The following is a 15585-nucleotide window of genomic DNA, read 5'->3' on the forward strand; positions in this document are numbered from 1 at the left end:
GGCCTCTCAGCTCTGGACCCGTCGGTCGTAGGCCATCTGGCGCGCCCGGATCTCGTCCGCGTGGTCGACCGTCCAGCCGTACAACCGACCGAACGGCTCCCGCAGAGACTCGCCGAGCGGGGTGAGGGAGTACTCGACCCCGACCGGCGAGGTCGGCAGCACGCGGCGAACGACCATCCCGTTGCGCTCCAGGCGGCGCAGGGTCTGCGTCAGGACCCGCTGGGTCACGCCTTCGAGGCGACGCTTGATCTCGTTGAACCGAGTGGGCTCGTCGAGGACTGCCATCACCATCATCGACCACTTGTCTGCGATCTGGTCGAGGATCGGGCGGCTGGGGCAGTCGGACCGGTAGACGGTGCCGGCGCCCGCGCCGGGTCCAGAGATGGCCACGTCGGTATCCTCCGCGATCCTTGCGATGCCGAAAGTGCGTTATTGACGCCGGTCGCTCCCCGCCGCACCGTGAGTATGCATCAGGAACCTAGATGCATAACAGGTACTCATCGGAGATCTTCATGAACCACGACGCCTACGCGACCCTGCGGGTGAGCCACAAGGACGGCATCGCCCACGTCACCCTCGACAACCCACCGGTCAACGTCCTGGACGCGACTCTGATGGCCGACCTCCGGCACCTGCTGACCGCGCTGCGGGACGACCTCTCGGTTCGGGTGATCGTGTTCGCCAGCGCCGACCCGGAGTTCTTCATCGCCCACGTCGACATGTCGATCGGCGACACGCCGGACGTCCTCGAGGAGCTCGCGACCGGCCTTCCGGACGGCGTCAACGTCTTCCAGGCTCTGGGGGAGTTGCTCCGTCACCAGCCCCAGGTGACCATCGTCAAGCTGGCCGGGGCGGCGCGCGGCGGAGGGGCGGAGTTCGTCACCGCCGCGGACATGGCGTTCGCGGCGATCGGTCGTGCCGGCCTCGGGCAGATGGAAGCTCTCATGGGCATCGTTCCCGGTGGAGGAGGCACGCAGTACCTCGCCGGCCGGATCGGCCGTAATCGCGCCCTGGAGGCGGTGCTGGGTGCCGACCTGTACGACGCCGAAACCGCGGAGCGCTACGGCTGGGTCAACCGGGCTGTTCCTGCCGACCAGCTCGACGACGTCGTCGATCGCCTCGCCCGCGACATCGCCGCCCTGCCCGAGGGTGTGATCGCCGCTGCCAAGCGCGCCCTCGCCCCCGAGGACCTGACCGAGGGGCTCCTGCGAGAGCACGACGCCTGGGCGGGCCAGGTCGTCTCACCCGCGGCCGGGCGTCTGATCCGCGGCGGACTGGCCCACGGTGCCCAGACCCGCGACGGCGAGCGCGATCTGGAGGGCCTGCTCAGGGGACTGGCCGGACAGGCGGCCGTAGACGTCGTCCCGGGTCAGGAGGCGCGCGCGTCGGCGACGTGAGTGCTCGGCCCGGGCCGTCCCCGGTCATACCGCACCCCCGCGCTGTGCGCGCGTGGGCGGGTGACCGGTGGGATCAACCGGCGTCCGACGCGCAGGCTCGGGCCAGGGCGCGTGCCAGGTCGGTGCTCGCGGAGAGGGTGTCGAGCGGGAGGGGCTGCGTGGCGAGGGCGCCTTCGTGCAGCGTGAGGAGCTGGGTGGCGAGGCGGGCGGGGTCCGGGCGGCCCGCCGCGGTGGCGAGTTCCTCGAACAGGTTCAGCAGCCAGAGCTTCTGCTCCGCGGCGATGCGGTGCGCGGGGTGAGAGGGGTCCGGGAGTTCGGCCAGCGCGTTGATGAACGCGCATCCGCGGGTGTTGCTCCCACTCCAGGTGCGCAGGGCCTCGAAGGGGGCCGTGACCCTCTCGACGGGGTCGTCGCACGCGCCGACGGCGGCGAGGACGAGTGACCGCCAGCGCTGGTCACGTTCGGCGAGGTAGATCGCCACGAGGTGGTCCTTCGAACCGAACTGGTTGTACAGGGTCCGCTTGGTCACGCCGGAGTGCTCGGCGATCAGATCCACGCCGACCGCCGTGATGCCCCGGTTGTAGAACAGCTCCTCGGCTGCCGACACGATGCGGCGGCCCGCTGGTGACATGGGCTGCCCCGCAGGTGACAGGGGCTGTGCTTCCCGCATCGGGTGCCTCTTCACTGATCGGTGTACGGTGGAAGATGTTTACCGATCAGTATACCTAGGAGAGGGTCCAGATGAAGGGTGTGTCCGAGACCATGCGCGCCGTGCGGATCGCGGAGCACGGGGGGCCGGAGGTCCTCGAACCGACAGAGGTGGCCGTGCCCGCACCGCGGGCGGGGGAGGTGCTGGTCCGGGTCGCAGCGGTCGCGCTGAACAACACCGACCTCTGGACCCGGGAGGGTGCCTACGGCCGTCCCGGCGACCCGGAGGCGCTGTCGGGCTGGCGCGGACCGATCGACTTCCCGCGCATCCAGGGTGCCGACGTGGCAGGCCGTGTCGTGGCGGTCGGCCCCGGCGGGGACCAGAACCTCGTCGGTCGCCGCGTGGTCGTCGACCCGGCGATCTACGACACCGAGGGGCCGGACGCGAACCCGGTGGGCCTGATGGGGAGCGAACGCGACGGTGGTTATGCCGAGTACGTGACCGCACCGGCGGAGCGGGTGCACGACGTGACCGAATCCCCCCTCACGGACGATCAACTCGCGACGCTGCCGACCGCCTATGGCACGGCCCTGGGGATGATCGAGCGGGGCCGGCTGCGGGAGGGGGAGACCGTCCTCGTCTCGGGAGCGTCCGGAGGCGTCGGACTCGCACTGGTGCAGATCGCCCGTGAACGCGGTGCGCGGGTGGTCGCCGTCAGCAGCGGCTCCAAAGTCGAGGCCGTGCGCGAGGCGGGTGCCCACGCGGTCGTCGACCGGGCGGGGGACGTCGCCGAGCAGGTCCGTGCCGCTGCCCCGGACGGCATCGACGTCGCACTCGACGTCGTCGCCGGGGACCTGGTGGGCGACGGGCTGCCGCTGCTGCGCGAAGGCGGCCGGTGGGTCGTCGCCGGCGCGCTCGGCGGCTACGACGTGACGTTCGACGTGCGCCGGCTCTACCTGCACAACGCACAGGTGATCGGCTCCGCGATGCACACGCCCACGCACTTCGGCCTCCTCATGGACCTGGCTCGGCAGGGCGGGATCCAGCCCGTCGTCGCCGCGACGTTTCCCCTGGAGCAGGCCGCCCGGGCGCAGGAGGAACTCGCCCGCAGGGAGCACGTGGGAAAGATCGTCATGCGTCCCTGAGTGTCCTTGCGGGAGTCACGTGTCGTCACCCGGGCGGAGGGCGGCATCGCGACCGCTGCGGCGGCACCGGGCGTGATCCGTTCCTCGCGGGCCGGTCGCTATCATGCTCCGTGACCGAATCCCTGACCGAACCGACGGAAGCAGCCGACGGGCCGGAACCCCGCACCCGAATATTCGCCGACCTGACCCCGCTGCGGACCTCTCCCGACTACCGGCGGCTCTGGTTCGGGAACACGGTCTCCTGGGTCGGGCAGGGCATGACGTCGCTCGCCGTCTCGCTCCAGGTGTACGACCTCACCGGCTCGGCCTTCTCCGTCGGTCTCATCGGATTCTGCTCACTCGTGCCGCTGGTCGTCTTCGGACTGTACGGCGGTGCCGTCGCCGACACCCTCGACCGGCGCAAGCTCGGACTGTTCAGCGCCTTCGGATCGTTCCTGCTGTCGGTGGGGCTGGTGGCCGTCACGGTGGCCGGGGTGGAACAGGTCGGGCTGCTGTACGGGGTCGTCGCCCTCCAGGCCGTCTGCTTCGCGCTCAACTCACCCGCCCGCAGCTCGATGATCGCCCGGCTGCTGCCGGCCGGACAGCTGCCCGCCGCCAACGCCCTGAACTCCATCACCAGCACCACGGGCATGCTCGTCGGGCCGATGCTCGGCGGGCTCATCGTCGGCTGGTGGGGCTACCGCGCCGCGTACGGAGTCGACGCGATCACCTTCACGGCCTCGCTGTACGCGATGTGGCGGCTGCCCTCCATGCTGCCGGAACGGGGCGAGGAGGAGGCCCGGGGGAAGAAGCGTGCCTCCGTCATGGACGGGCTGCGGTTCCTCGGGACCCGGCCCAATCTGCGGATGACCTTCTTCACGGACATGTGCGCCATGGTGCTCGCCCACCCCCGCGCCCTGTTCCCCGTCGTGGCCGGGCTCTGGTACGGGGGCGACGCGAAGACCACCGGACTGCTGGTCGCCGCCCCGGCCCTCGGGGCGCTGCTGGGCGGGGTGTTCTCCGGCTGGCTCGGACGGATCCGGCGGCACGGGCTCGCGGTGCTGCTCGCCGTCGCGGGCTGGGGGACGGCCATCGCCGTCTTCGGGCTGACCCGGCAGCTCTGGCTCGGGCTGATCTTCCTGGCGCTCGCCGGTGCCGCGGACACCACGTCCATGGTCTTCCGCAACACGATGCTCCAGGCGGCCGTGCCCGACGAGATGCGGGGCCGCCTCCAGGGCGTGTTCATCGTGGTGGTGGCCGGCGGCCCGCGGCTCGGGGACTTCATGGCCGGGTCCGTCGCCGACCTGGCGTCACCGGGCCTCGCCATGACCGGGGGCGGGATCGCCTGTGTGGTCGCGGTGGTGCTGCTCGCGCTGCGATGGCCCGGGTTCGCACGCTACGACGCGCGCGAACCCGAGGCGTGATCCGGCGGGCCGTCAGACGTCCTTGAGCTCGGGCATGTCCCCACCGGTCGTCGTGCCGTCGATCAGCGAGAACGCGGCGCCCTGCGGGTCGGTCAGCGCGGCGAACCGGCCGAACGGCATCGTCATCGGGCCGAACCGGAGCTCCGCCCCGAGCGACTTCGCCTTCTCGACCGCCGCGTCGCAGTCCGCCACCGTGAAGTACACGTTCAGGTGCGGCGGCACCTCGGGCGGGAAGTCCTCCGTCATCTTCATCCGGCCGAGTACGGGGTCGGCACCCAGGTCGTACAGCGTGAAGTCCACCGCGTCGTCGTCCATGCGCTTCACCCCGTACCCGAAGACCGCGGGGAAGAAGGCGTCCGCCTTCTCCGGCTCCCGGGTGAAGATCTCGGCCCAGCTGTAGGCACCGGGCACCGCCCGCGCGCCGAAGCCCTCGTGGGTGCCCGCCTGCCACACCCCGAAGGCGGCTCCGCCCGGGTCGGCGGCCAGCACCATCGTGCCGAACTCGCTGACCCGCATCGGCTCCACCAGGACCGTGCCGCCGTGCTCGCGGACCTTCCTGGCGGTGGCCGCCGCGTCCGGCGACGCGAGGTACAGGCACCAGGCGGCGGGTACGTCCTGGCCGGGCATGGGCGGCATCAGGGCGGCGACCGCCTTGCCGTCCACGTAGGCCTGCGTGTAATTGCCGAACTCGGGCAGCGAGTCGCCGTACGTCCAGCCCAGCACCTCACCGTAGAAGCGCTTCGCGCCTTCGAGGTCGCCGAACGTCGCGTCGGCCCAGCACGGGGTGCCTTCCGGTTCTGCGGCCATGACCGGTCATCTCCTCAGGTGTCAACAGCCCCTCTGCCACGCTAGCGACCTCTCGCTCCTCCTGCGCGTCGGACACGGGTCAGTGGTCCGCCGGGCCGGCCCCGACGACCGAGCGGGCGACGCCGAGGTCGACCAGGTCCTGCGGGCGCAGCCGCAACTGGTCGGCCGTGGCGTGCACCTGGTCCGGGGAACGCTTCAGGATCGCCGCGGCGAGCTCCGGGGCGATGACGGAGAAGTAGCTGTCCGCGGTGACATGGGTGCGGTCCGGCGCCGCGAGGGCCAGGGCCCCGCCCGAGCCGCCCTCGCCGATCACCAGGGTCGTGACGGGCACCCGGGCCGCGGCGATCGCCGCGAACGCGTCGGCGATGGCCGCACCCGCGCCGGCCCGCTCCGCCTCCGCGTCATTGGCCGCGCCCGGGGTGTCGACCAGGGTGAGGACCGGGACCCCGAGCCGGTCGGCCAGCCTGATCACCCGGGCCGCGGTGCGGTAGCCGGCCGGGCGGGTCGCCGTGCCGCACTGGGCGACGTACGCGACCGGCTCCTCCGCGTGCAGTCCGAAGCCGCAGAGCAGCCCCGGGTCCGTGCCGCCGCTGCGGTCCCCGCTCAGGGCGAGCCGGACGTCGAAGTAGGCGTCCAGATACGCCTGGGCGTGCGGCCGGGACGCGGACCGGGCCCGGAGCACCGCGTCCCAGCCGGTCCGGGGGAGCCCCGCCGAGGAGAGCGCCGCCGGGACCGGGGCCGGCGCGGGCGGGGTGTCGCGGTGGGCGAGCAGCCGGAGCCAGTGGCCCACGGCGGCCGGCAGCTCGCCGGGCGGGACGACCGCGTCGATGTGGCCGCCCGCCAGCTGTCCCTCGGCGGTGTAGGCAACGGGGTCCGCGTCCGCCGGCCGCACCCGGGAACCGGCGAACCCGATCTGCGCCCCCGGCAGCGCCAGGATCACATCGGCGCCCGCCCCCAGGGTCGCCCAGCCGCCGCCGGTCGTCGGGTCGCGCAGGACCGCGAGCTGCGCCGGACCGGCCGCGCGCAGCCGCGCCGACGCGCGGGCCACCCGGTGCAGCTGAGTCAGCGCGATCATGCCCTCCTGCATCCGGCTGCCGCCCGTCGCGATGAGCGAGACGAGGGGCAGCCGCCGGGTCATGGCCTCCTCGTACGCCGCCTTCAGCCGGTCGCCCGTGCGCTGCCCGAGCGAGCCCCCGAGGAAGCCGAACTCGAAGGAGATCAGGACACAGGGCAGGCCGCCGACCGTGGCGGTGCCGTGGACGACGGACTCCTGCTCGCCGGTCCGGGCGGTGGCCCGGACCCGCGAGTCGGCGTATCCGGACCAGCCGAGCGGGCCGTCGGCCGCGGTGTCCCCGGCGGGTGCGGCGGACTCGGTGAAGTCGGCGGTGAGGGCGGCTATCGCCTCCCGGGCCGTCAGCCGGTCAGCCATGGAGGGACCGCTTCATGATCTTGCCCAGGTCGTTGCGCGGCAGCTTGTCCAGGTAGCGGACCGTGCGCGGGCGTTTGTGCGGCGAGAGCTGGGCGGCGACGTGATCCGCCAGTGCGGCGGCCGAGGGCGGGGACGCGGGGTCGGCGGGCACGACCCACGCGACGACCCGCTCGCCCAGGTCCGGGTCAGGCTCACCGGTGACGGCGGCCTCCCGGACGCCCGGGTGGTCCAGGAGCGCGTTCTCGATCTCGCCGGCGCCGATCTTGTAACCGCCGCTCTTGATCAGGTCGGTGGCCTTGCGGCCGACGATCCGTACGTACCCGTCCGGGTCGAGCGTGGCCATGTCGCCGGTGCGGAACCAGCCGTCGGCGGTGAGTGCCGCCGCCGTGGCGTCGGGGCGGTTCAGGTACGCGGTGAACAGGTTCGGGCCGCGCACCTGGATCTCGCCGATGGAGGAGGCATCCGCGAGCGGGGTGCCGTCCTCCTCCACCAGGCGGAGTTCCACACCGCGCAGGGGTGCGCCGACCGTGCCGGGGCGCGGTTCACCGTCGGCCCGTACGCCCGTGTTCATCAGGGTCTCCGTCATGCCGTACCGCTCGATGACCCGGCGGCCGGTCGCGGCCGCGATCCGTTCGTGGTCGTGGACGGGCAGCGCGGCCGAACCGGAGACCAGCAGCCGGGCACCGGCCAGGGCCTTGGCGAGGCCGTCCGGCGCGGAAGGGTCCGCCAGCGCGTCCGCCAGCCGGTGGTACATCGTCGGCACCCCGAACAGCATCGTGCCGCCGGAGGCCAGCTCCCGGGACACGCCCTCGGCGGAGAACCGGCCGAGGTGGCGCACCGAGCCGCCCCGGCGCAGCGGGCCGAGGATGCCCAGGATCAGCCCGTGCACGTGGAACAGCGGCAGGGCGTGGACGAGGACGTCGTCCCCGGTCCACTGCCAGGCGTCCTCCAGCGCGTCCAGCGAGGCGGCGATCGCCCGGCGCGGCAGGACGGCTCCCTTGGGCGGGCCGGTGGTGCCGGAGGTGTACACGATCAGGGCGGGGGACTCGGGGGACGGCTCGGGGAAGCCCGCACCGGTGGGCGCGGGGCCCGCCGCCGTGGTCACGGCCTCGCCCGTCACCGGGCCCGCCGTGCTCACGTCCAGCCGTTCCAGGGCCGCCAGGGCGGGCGGCAGCACGTCGACGGCCGAGGCCAGCACCGTCGTCGGTGCGCTGTCGGCGACGATGTGCGCCAGTTCCCGTTCGCCCGTCTTGGGGTTCAGTGGCACGGCGGGGACACCCGCCCGCAGCGCGGCCACCACCGCGACGACGGTCTGCGCGGTGGGCGTGGCCCATACCGCGACCCGGCCCGCCCCGGCGATCCGGACCGCGATCGCATCCGCGGCGGTGGCCAACTGTGCGTAGGACAGGGAGACATCGTCGAAACGGACGGCTTCGCGGGCGGCCGCGGGGGCCGACGCGTCCCGGAGTGCGGGCAGAAGTGGCATCACCCTGCGAACCCTAGAACGCCGACGCGATGCGCGTCCCGCCCTCAGGCATCCCGCCGGACGTTCCGCATCCGCCCGTACGCGTAGACGCACCCGGCCAGCGCCAGGTCGGACAGCAGCATGAAGCCGATCGAGTAGGAGCCCTTCGCGCTGTAGATCGCTCCCATCACCAGCGGGGGCACGAAGCCGCCGAGGCCGCCCATCGCGCCGACGATGCCGGTGACGCTGCCCACCTTCGCCTGGGGCGTCACCTGGGAGACCAGGGCGAAGACGCTGCCGCTCGCGGTGCCGAGGCCGGCCGCCATGCAGAGCAGCGCGATGGTGCCACCGGGCGTCAGGTCCGGGTCGAAGGCCTGGACGATGGCCGTCAGCGCGGCGAGGCCGAGGGCGGCGGAGGTGACGACCGCCGGGTGCATCCGGTCCGAGAGCCATCCGCCGATCGGGCGGAAGATGACCGTGACCAGGGCGAATCCGGCGGCCTTCGTGCCGGCGTCGGTGGGCGAGAGTTCGTACCAGGTCTTCAGGTACGTCGGCAGGTAGACGCCGAACGCGACGATGCCGCCGAAGCCGATCGCGTACAGCGCGGACAGCTCCCAGGTGACCCGGAGCCGGCTCGCCGCGCCCAGCCGGTGGGCCAGCGTGTCGGTCGGCACCTGGCGGCCCGGACGGTCGTTGACCAGCACCGCCGCCAGTGCCGCGTACACCACGAGCGCGACGGCGACCACGAGGAACGGCAGGTTGTCACCGTGCTTGGCGATCCGCGGGGTGAAGTAGCCGGACAGCGCGACGCCCCCCATGCCCATGCCGAACACACCGAGCGCGAGGCCGCGGTCGGCCGGGGGGAACCACGAGTTGACCAGCGGGATACCGATCGCGAACGTCGTTCCGCCGAGCCCGAGCAGGAAGCCCACCGCCAGCATCGCGCCGTAGGAGTCCCGCGCCGGGATCAGCAGCAGCACCGGCACGACGGTGAGCGCCGAGATCAGCGGGAACATCAGCCGCGCACCGTACTTGTCGGTGAGCGCGCCCACCGGGATGCGGCCCAGTGAGCCGACGAGCACGGGTACGGCGACCAGCAGGGACTGCTGGAACGAACTCAGGCCGAGCCGGTCCTTGTAGTCCGCGGACATGGGTGCGATCAGGTTCCAGGCCCAGAAGGTGAGCGCGAAGCCGATCGTCGCCATGACGAGGTTGCGGTAGGCGGAACCGGAGGCTCTTTCGGCGGCCGGAGCCGGTGACTGCTTCGCTGCTGTATCCACACAGTCAGTCAAGGGCGCGAGCGGGTGATGAGCGCGTCGGGTTACTCCGAACGAGGAGGCCGCGACAGCGGCCCGCACAGGGGATCCGACGTCTCCGCGGTCGCATTCCGTCCGAAGCTGGGACAATCGCGGTATGGACCGTCTGGACAGGGAAATCCTCGGCATCCTCCAGGAGGACGCGCGGATCTCGTACCGCGACCTGGGCAACCGGGTCGGACTCAGCGCCAACGCGGCCGCCGACCGGGTGCGCCGGCTGCGCCGGGACGGCGTCATCCGCGGCTTCACCGTGATCATCGACCCCGCCGCCGACACCCGGACCGGGCTCGTCGTGTTCATCGACGTGACCCTGCGGACGGACACCACCAACGAGGTGTTCGAACGGGCGGTGCTGACCCTCCCCGGCATCACCGAAGTGGTGCACGTGACGGGCGGGCACGACTACCTCGTACGGGCCGCGGCGGCCGACACCGCGGCCCTGGACGGTCTGCTGCGCCGGCTCAAGCGCGAGGCGGGCGTCGCCCACTCCGTCACCAGGATCGCGCTCAGAGCGGCGCCTGCCAGATGACGGTCGGCGGGCGTGAGCCGTCCGGCTCGCGCCCGTCGTCCGCCACCACCAGCCGGACCCCGGAGCGGCCGTCGGGCAGCACGGCCGTGGCGTCCACCTCCACCTCGATCGCCGAGACCCCGGCCCGTCGGTGCGCGGCCGCCAGCGCCCCGCGCAGCGCGGCGAGCAGCTGACCGCCCACAGGCTCCCGCACCAGCGCGTCCACCGCACCGGTGAAGTGCGCCGAGGGCTGGAAACCGAGCACCGCGGCCGCGCCGCCGGTCTCGCGCAACACCTGGCCGCGGAAGGTGGTGGGCGCCTCGGCCGGAGGCTGCTGGAGGGCGAAGATGGCGGTCCGCACCTCCTGGATGGTGGAGTCCAGCTCGTCGACGGCCCGGCCGAGCAGCTCGTCCGTCTCCCCGGCGGTGGCCCGGCGGCGGGTGGACTCCAGCATCATCTCGGTGGCGAACAGCCGCTGGACGACGAGATCGTGCAGATCGCGGGCGATCCGGTCCCGGTCCTCGTACACCGCGAGCTGTTCGCGGTCGTGCTGGGAGTCCGCCAGGACCAGGGCGAGCGCGGCCTGCGAGGCGAACTGGGACGCCAGCAGCCGTTCCACATCGGAGTACGGACGGGCACCGCGCCGCCGGGGCAGGGCGAGGGTGCCGATGAGCCGCCCGCCGCTCTGCAGCGGCAGCATCATGCTGGGGCCGAAGCGGGACCGTACCGGCGTCGTCATCCGCGGATCGGTCGCCGAGTCGTCGATGAAGACGGCCTCGCCGCCCAGCAGCTGGACCAGGACGGGGGAGCCGGGCGCGATCGCCGTGCCCACGAGACCGGCCGGGTCCTCCAGGGTGGACGCGACGACGATCTCCATGCCGCCCTCGTCGTTCGGCTGGAGGATCACCCCGGCCGACGCGTCGCTGAGCATCCTGGCCCGTTCGGCCACGGTCATCAGGGCGTCGGACGCGTTCTCGCCGGTCAGCAGGGTGTGGGTGACCGCGGCCGCGCCCTCGATCCAGCGCTCCCGCTGCCGGGCGCTCTCGTACAGCCGGGCGTTGCCGATCGCGATGCCGGCCTGAGTGGCGAGGACCCGGAGCAGCGTCATGTCGGCGTCGCAGAAGTGTCCGGTGCGCTTCTGCGCCAGGTAGATGTTCCCGAACACCCGGTGGTGGACGCGGATCGGGGAGCCGAGGAACGACTGCATCGCGGGGTGGCCGGGCGGGACGCCGCAGGAGCGCGGATCGGTCGTCAGGTCGTCGCAGCGCACCGGATCGGGCTGTTCGATGAGCGCGCCGAGCAGGCCCGTGTGCCCGTCGGGGAGGTCACCGATGGCTTCCTGCTCGCCCTCGCTCATCCCGGTGACGTACAGCTCGCTGATCGTGCCGCTCCCGGGGCCCAGGACCCCGAGCGCGCCGTAGCGGGCGTCGGTGAGCGCGGCGGCGGTGTCGATGATCTGCTGGAGGGTGGTGCGCAGTTCGAGGTCGGAGCCGACCCGCAGCACCGCCTCCAGCAGCATCAGCAGCCGCGGTGACCGGGGAACCTGGCGGCCGGGCGGCTCCTCGCGCGGTTCGTCGGTCATCGGCCGTGTCCGCGGGAGTCAGCCGGCGAGCGGGTCGAGGACCATGGGGCTGATCTCGCCCTCCAGCATGGCGCCGAGGCCGAGCACGGAGCAGACGTCGGGCCGCTCGGCGATGCGCACCGGCATGCCGGTGGCGTCGCGCAGCATCTGGTCCAGGCCGGGCAGCAGCGCGCTGCCGCCGACCATCATGATCCCGCAGTCGGCGAGGTCGGCGACCAGGTCGGGCGGGCAGTTGCGCAGGACCTTGCCCAGGCCGTCGAGGACCGTCGTCAGCGGGCGGTTGATCGCCTGTCGCACCGCGGCGGTGTCGACGTGTACGGAGCGGGCCAGTCCGGTCGCCACGTCACGGCCGTGGATCTCCGTCACGGAGGGGCCGTCAGCGGTCAGCCCGTTGCCGCTGAGGGCCAGTTGGAGGGGGCGCACGGACTGGCTGGGCAGCATCAGTTCGTGGTACTGGCGCAGGTGCTGGATCACCGCGTGGTCGATGGCGTCGCCGCCGACGGGGAGGCGCACCGCGGTCACGATCGAGCCGAGCGAGAGCACCGCGATCTGGGTGGTCGCGGCCCCGCACACCATGATCATCGTGGCGGTCGGCTGTTCGACCGGCAGTCCGCAGCCGACGGCCGCGGCGATCAGGGTGTCGACGAGCTCGACCCGGCGGGCCCCTAGGCCGACCAGGGTCTCGACGGTGGCGCGCTGGGCGAGCGGATCGCTGTCGTGCGGGGTGGAGGCCGCTGCCCGCAGCCACGGCTTGCGGCGGAGCTGGCGGCGGAGTTTCTCGCCGAGCAGATGGCGCAGCATGCGCTGGGCCATCTCGATGTCGACGACGGTTCCGCCGGAGACCGGGCGGACCACCCGGATGTAGTCAGGGGTGCGGCCCGTCATCTGCTCGGCGAGCACGCCGACGGCGATGAGTGAGCCCGTACGGGTGTTCACGGCGGCGGCGCTCGGCTCGTCGACGACGAGCCCGAGCCCCTTGACGTACACCCGGGTCCGGGCGGCCCCGAGGTCGACGGCGACATGGCAACGGCGCAATTGCTCAAGGCTGACGGTCACGGCTGGTTCTCCCGAGAGCGTTGAGGGGGACCGACGGGCAGCCGGTTCTCTTCGCATCGTGCGCCGTTCGGAGGCGTCGTGCGCGCTGGGGTACGCCGGAGGAGGGACGGTGCTGACGGCGTGTCGACAACGCCGCCGCGCCGGTGTCAGCCGGGGAGCAGCCGCTGGAACAGCCCCCAGGTGAACTCCGCGACGTACGGGACGCCGGTGGCCGGGTCGGTGATCGCGAGGGCCCAGCGGGTCGGCGCGCTGCCCTCCATCGGACGGGCCGGCGCGAAGGCCCGGGCCACCTCGTTCACGGTGCACGACCAGGGCCGCAGCTCCTCGGCGTGACCGAGCGCGGGGGCGGCGGCGCCCGGGGCCCGGACCAGCCATTCGTTCCACACCGCGCCGCCCGGCGCCACCATCACCTCGAACCGCAGGTCCGGCCAGAGCGGCACCGGCCAGAACAGCGCGTCGCACGCCAGATCGCCGACCTTGCGGCGCAGGGAGGACTCGGGCTCGCCGAGCACCGAACGGTAGCGGCGCAGCGCACCGCGTCCCCGGGGCGCCCGCGTCATGGCCTGCCAGCGGCGATTGGCCTCGCGCATCTCGGCGAGCGTGGCACTCAGTTCGTGCCGGGCGTCCTCGACGAGGCCGGGCTGGTGGTCGGCCATTCGCCGCAGCAGGACGAGCTGGAACTCGCGGGGGCCGGAGGGGGCGGCAGGGGTCATGGCGTCGACGGTTCCACGCCCAGCATCCGGCGCAGCAGGTCCCGCAGCACCGCGCGGTCCGTGTCGGAGAGGCCGGCCAGGGGCTCGCGGGCGAAGTCGAGGGAGTCGCGCAGCTCCCGGGCCGTGCGGGCGCCCTTGTCCGTCGGGGCGGCCAGCTTCACCCGCCGGTCGGCCGGGTCGGGCCGCCGCTCCACGAGGCCGCGTGCCTCCAGACGGTCGACTATGCCGGTCACGTTGGACGGTTCGCACTTCAGCTTCTGGGCGATCCGGCGCATCGGCAGCGGGTCCAGGGAGAGCAGCCCGAGGACCCGGGCCTGGGCGCCGGTGAGGCTGTGGGCGGCCGCGGCCTGCTCGTACTCCTCGTAGTAGCGCGCCACGACCGCGCCGATCAGCTCGACGACTTCGAGGGTGAGTGGGTCCGTACGGGTGGTGGCCATGGCACCCAGGATAGCCGGTTACTTGACAAGGTGAAATATCCAGGCGCATGGTTGTTTCACGTCATGAAGCTTTTTCGCTCCCGTGACGGCTTTCCGTATCCCCCAGACAACGAGGAGACACCGAGCCCATGTCTGCAGCTCTTCCCACGTCCAGCCGTGAATGGCATCTCGTAGCCCGTCCGCACGGCTGGCCGAAGGCCGAGGACTTCGCGCTGCGTGAGGCTCCCGTCGCCGCTCCCGCCGAGGGCCGGGTTCTCGTCCGCAACCTGCACTTCTCGGTCGACCCGTACATGCGCGGCCGGATGAACGACGTGAAGTCGTACACCCCGCCGTTCAAGCTGGATCACCCCATGGAGGGTGGCGCGGTCGGCGAGGTCGTCGCGTCCAACGCCGAGGGCTTCGCGGTCGGGGACCACGTCCTGCACGGCCTCGGCTGGCGCGAGTACGCCGAGGTCCCCGCCAAGCACGCGGTGAAGGTCGACGCCTCCCTGGCCCCGCTCTCCGCCTACCTCGGCGTGCTGGGCATGACCGGGCTCACCGCCTACGCGGGCCTGTTCGACGTGGCCTCCTTCAAGGAGGGCGACGCGGTCTTCGTCTCCGGCGCCGCCGGTGCGGTCGGCAGCCAGGTCGGCCAGATGGCGAAGCTCAAGGGCGCCTCGCGCGTAATCGGCTCCGCCGGTTCCGACGAGAAGGTCAAGCTCCTCGTCGAGGAGTACGGCTTCGACGCCGCCTTCAACTACAAGAACGGCCCCGTGGGGGAGCAGCTGCGTGCGGCGGCCCCCGACGGCATCGACGTCTACTTCGACAACGTCGGCGGCGAGCACCTCGAAGCGGCGATCTCCTCGTTCAACGTGCACGGTCGCGCGACCATCTGCGGCATGATCGCCCAGTACAACGCGACCGAGCCGACTCCCGGCCCGCGCAACCTCGCCCTCGTCATCGGCAAGCGGCTCCGCCTTCAGGGCATGCTCGTCAACGATCACACGGATCTCCAGGAGCAGTTCGTCCAGGAAGTGGCCGGCTGGCTGTCCTCCGGCGAGCTGAAGTACCGCGAGACGGTCGTCGAGGGCATCGAGAACGGCTTCGACGCGTTCCTCGGTCTGCTCCGCGGCGAGAACACCGGAAAGATGATCGTCTCCCTCGGCTGAACCGCCGCTCCGGGCACCCGCTAGGCTCGTCCCAGGCCGTCGCGATCGTGGGCGCGAGTCGCGGCGCATCAGCAGGAGGAATCCTCAAGCATGAGCATTCAGGACATAGCCGTCGCGTACACCGCGGTCGCCACCGCGGAGAACGGCCGAGACGGCCGGGTCTCCTCGGACGACGGCAAGCTCGACGTCGTCGTCAACCCGCCGAAGGAAATGGGCGGCAGCGGTGCGGGCACCAACCCGGAGCAGCTCTTCGCGGCCGGTTACAGTGCCTGCTTCCAGGGCGCGCTGGGCGTGGTGGCACGCCAGGAGAAGGCCGACATCACCGGCTCCACGGTCACCGCCGCGGTCTCCATCGGCAAGACCGAGGCCGGCGGCTTCGGCCTGGAGGTCGCGATCACCGCGACCATCCCGAACGTCGACCCGGCGACCGCGCAGGCGCTGATCGAGAAGGCGCACCAGGTCTGCCCGTACTCGAACGCCACGCGCGGCAACATCAAGGTGGCGCTGTCGGTCGTCTGACCGCCGGAACC

General features: G+C 72.4%; 16 protein-coding genes. 6 read left to right on the forward strand and 10 right to left on the reverse strand.

The genetic code is table 11. The annotated features are described in order from the left end of the window. Window positions 1-6 precede the first annotated feature (6 nt). Complete coding sequence (locus ACFYPA_RS12130) at window positions 7-390, reverse strand: helix-turn-helix domain-containing protein (RefSeq protein ID WP_359317595.1); 384 nt, start codon at window positions 388-390, stop codon at window positions 7-9. A gap of 122 nt (window positions 391-512) precedes the next feature. On the opposite strand from ACFYPA_RS12130, the gene ACFYPA_RS12135 reads away from it, so the two are divergent. Then, window positions 513-1397: an enoyl-CoA hydratase/isomerase family protein gene (locus ACFYPA_RS12135; RefSeq protein ID WP_389131720.1), complete on the forward strand. Its 885-nt coding sequence runs from the start codon at window positions 513-515 to the stop codon at window positions 1395-1397. 73 nt (window positions 1398-1470) lie between these two features. On the opposite strand, the gene ACFYPA_RS12140 is transcribed toward ACFYPA_RS12135, so the two are convergent. Then, window positions 1471-2028 carry a TetR/AcrR family transcriptional regulator gene (locus ACFYPA_RS12140; protein WP_359081580.1) on the reverse strand — a complete coding sequence of 186 codons (558 nt, stop codon included), beginning with the start codon at window positions 2026-2028 and terminating at the stop codon, window positions 1471-1473. Window positions 2029-2138: 110 nt separating this feature from the next. Between ACFYPA_RS12140 and ACFYPA_RS12145 the strand changes: the two genes are divergently transcribed. Beyond that, on the forward strand, window positions 2139-3191 hold the full coding sequence (locus ACFYPA_RS12145; RefSeq protein ID WP_389131375.1) for a zinc-binding dehydrogenase: 1053 nt from the start codon (window positions 2139-2141) through the stop codon (window positions 3189-3191). A gap of 110 nt (window positions 3192-3301) precedes the next feature. After that, complete coding sequence (locus ACFYPA_RS12150; protein ID WP_389131377.1) at window positions 3302-4594, forward strand: MFS transporter; 1293 nt, start codon at window positions 3302-3304, stop codon at window positions 4592-4594. 12 nt (window positions 4595-4606) lie between these two features. Here the strand turns inward: ACFYPA_RS12150 and ACFYPA_RS12155 are convergent, their stop codons facing one another. The 4 genes from ACFYPA_RS12155 to ACFYPA_RS12170 form a co-directional block, all read right to left on the reverse strand. Beyond that, window positions 4607-5401 carry a VOC family protein gene (locus ACFYPA_RS12155; protein WP_359081577.1) on the reverse strand — a complete coding sequence of 265 codons (795 nt, stop codon included), beginning with the start codon at window positions 5399-5401 and terminating at the stop codon, window positions 4607-4609. A gap of 79 nt (window positions 5402-5480) precedes the next feature. Next, the gene (locus tag ACFYPA_RS12160) at window positions 5481-6830 is read right to left on the reverse strand and encodes a carboxyl transferase domain-containing protein (RefSeq protein WP_389131379.1); all 1350 of its coding nucleotides are present in this window, start codon (window positions 6828-6830) and stop codon (window positions 5481-5483) included. Continuing rightward, a complete protein-coding gene (locus ACFYPA_RS12165) occupies window positions 6823-8316 on the reverse strand; it encodes an acyl-CoA synthetase (RefSeq protein ID WP_389131722.1) in 1494 nt (497 codons plus the stop codon). Before ACFYPA_RS12165 ends, ACFYPA_RS12160 begins: the two co-directional genes overlap by 8 nt. Window positions 8317-8360: 44 nt before the next feature. After that, complete coding sequence (locus tag ACFYPA_RS12170; protein ID WP_359081572.1) at window positions 8361-9575, reverse strand: MFS transporter; 1215 nt, start codon at window positions 9573-9575, stop codon at window positions 8361-8363. 133 nt (window positions 9576-9708) lie between these two features. Here ACFYPA_RS12170 and ACFYPA_RS12175 point away from each other — a divergent pair, with 133 nt between their 5' ends. Next, window positions 9709-10140: an Lrp/AsnC family transcriptional regulator gene (locus ACFYPA_RS12175; RefSeq protein ID WP_359081570.1), complete on the forward strand. Its 432-nt coding sequence runs from the start codon at window positions 9709-9711 to the stop codon at window positions 10138-10140. Here ACFYPA_RS12175 and ACFYPA_RS12180 read toward each other — a convergent pair. From ACFYPA_RS12180 to ACFYPA_RS12195, 4 genes are all read right to left on the reverse strand, one after another. Beyond that, window positions 10118-11701 (reverse strand): GAF domain-containing protein, encoded by a 1584-nt coding sequence (locus ACFYPA_RS12180; RefSeq protein WP_389131382.1) that lies wholly within the window; start codon window positions 11699-11701, stop codon window positions 10118-10120. The genes ACFYPA_RS12175 and ACFYPA_RS12180 overlap by 23 nt on opposite strands. A gap of 18 nt (window positions 11702-11719) precedes the next feature. After that, entirely contained in the window at window positions 11720-12757 is a 1038-nt protein-coding gene (locus ACFYPA_RS12185) for a rod shape-determining protein (RefSeq protein WP_359081566.1), read from the reverse strand. A gap of 146 nt (window positions 12758-12903) precedes the next feature. Beyond that, window positions 12904-13470, reverse strand: a complete 567-nt coding sequence (locus ACFYPA_RS12190) for a hypothetical protein (protein ID WP_389131384.1) — start codon at window positions 13468-13470, stop codon at window positions 12904-12906. Next, complete coding sequence (locus ACFYPA_RS12195) at window positions 13467-13907, reverse strand: MarR family transcriptional regulator (protein WP_359081562.1); 441 nt, start codon at window positions 13905-13907, stop codon at window positions 13467-13469. Before ACFYPA_RS12195 ends, ACFYPA_RS12190 begins: the two co-directional genes overlap by 4 nt. 128 nt (window positions 13908-14035) lie before the next feature. Here ACFYPA_RS12195 and ACFYPA_RS12200 point away from each other — a divergent pair, with 128 nt between their 5' ends. Together ACFYPA_RS12200 and ACFYPA_RS12205 are read left to right on the forward strand one after the other, a co-directional pair. Continuing rightward, window positions 14036-15055 (forward strand): NADP-dependent oxidoreductase, encoded by a 1020-nt coding sequence (locus ACFYPA_RS12200; RefSeq protein WP_359317580.1) that lies wholly within the window; start codon window positions 14036-14038, stop codon window positions 15053-15055. A gap of 90 nt (window positions 15056-15145) precedes the next feature. Next, on the forward strand, window positions 15146-15574 hold the full coding sequence (locus ACFYPA_RS12205; RefSeq protein ID WP_359081559.1) for an organic hydroperoxide resistance protein: 429 nt from the start codon (window positions 15146-15148) through the stop codon (window positions 15572-15574). The last annotated feature ends 11 nt before the right edge of the window (window positions 15575-15585 follow it).

Source organism: Streptomyces sp. NPDC005775, assembly GCF_042871565.1.
In the GTDB taxonomy this organism is placed as follows: Bacteria; Actinomycetota; Actinomycetes; order Streptomycetales; family Streptomycetaceae; genus Streptomyces.

What these genes read in the sequence shown, in the direction of transcription:
- ACFYPA_RS12140 (WP_359081580.1), bottom strand. Translation starts at nt 2,028, where the DNA reads ATGTCACCAGCGGGCCGCCGCATCGTGTCGGCAGCCGAGGAGCTGTTC.
- ACFYPA_RS12180 (WP_389131382.1), bottom strand. Translation starts at nt 11,701, where the DNA reads ATGACCGACGAACCGCGCGAGGAGCCGCCCGGCCGCCAGGTTCCCCGG.
- ACFYPA_RS12165 (WP_389131722.1), bottom strand. Translation starts at nt 8,316, where the DNA reads ATGCCACTTCTGCCCGCACTCCGGGACGCGTCGGCCCCCGCGGCCGCC.
- ACFYPA_RS12200 (WP_359317580.1), top strand. Translation starts at nt 14,036, where the DNA reads ATGTCTGCAGCTCTTCCCACGTCCAGCCGTGAATGGCATCTCGTAGCC.
- ACFYPA_RS12145 (WP_389131375.1), top strand. Translation starts at nt 2,139, where the DNA reads ATGAAGGGTGTGTCCGAGACCATGCGCGCCGTGCGGATCGCGGAGCAC.
- ACFYPA_RS12190 (WP_389131384.1), bottom strand. Translation starts at nt 13,470, where the DNA reads ATGACCCCTGCCGCCCCCTCCGGCCCCCGCGAGTTCCAGCTCGTCCTG.
- ACFYPA_RS12135 (WP_389131720.1), top strand. Translation starts at nt 513, where the DNA reads ATGAACCACGACGCCTACGCGACCCTGCGGGTGAGCCACAAGGACGGC.
- ACFYPA_RS12205 (WP_359081559.1), top strand. Translation starts at nt 15,146, where the DNA reads ATGAGCATTCAGGACATAGCCGTCGCGTACACCGCGGTCGCCACCGCG.
- ACFYPA_RS12195 (WP_359081562.1), bottom strand. Translation starts at nt 13,907, where the DNA reads ATGGCCACCACCCGTACGGACCCACTCACCCTCGAAGTCGTCGAGCTG.
- ACFYPA_RS12160 (WP_389131379.1), bottom strand. Translation starts at nt 6,830, where the DNA reads ATGGCTGACCGGCTGACGGCCCGGGAGGCGATAGCCGCCCTCACCGCC.
- ACFYPA_RS12155 (WP_359081577.1), bottom strand. Translation starts at nt 5,401, where the DNA reads ATGGCCGCAGAACCGGAAGGCACCCCGTGCTGGGCCGACGCGACGTTC.
- ACFYPA_RS12175 (WP_359081570.1), top strand. Translation starts at nt 9,709, where the DNA reads ATGGACCGTCTGGACAGGGAAATCCTCGGCATCCTCCAGGAGGACGCG.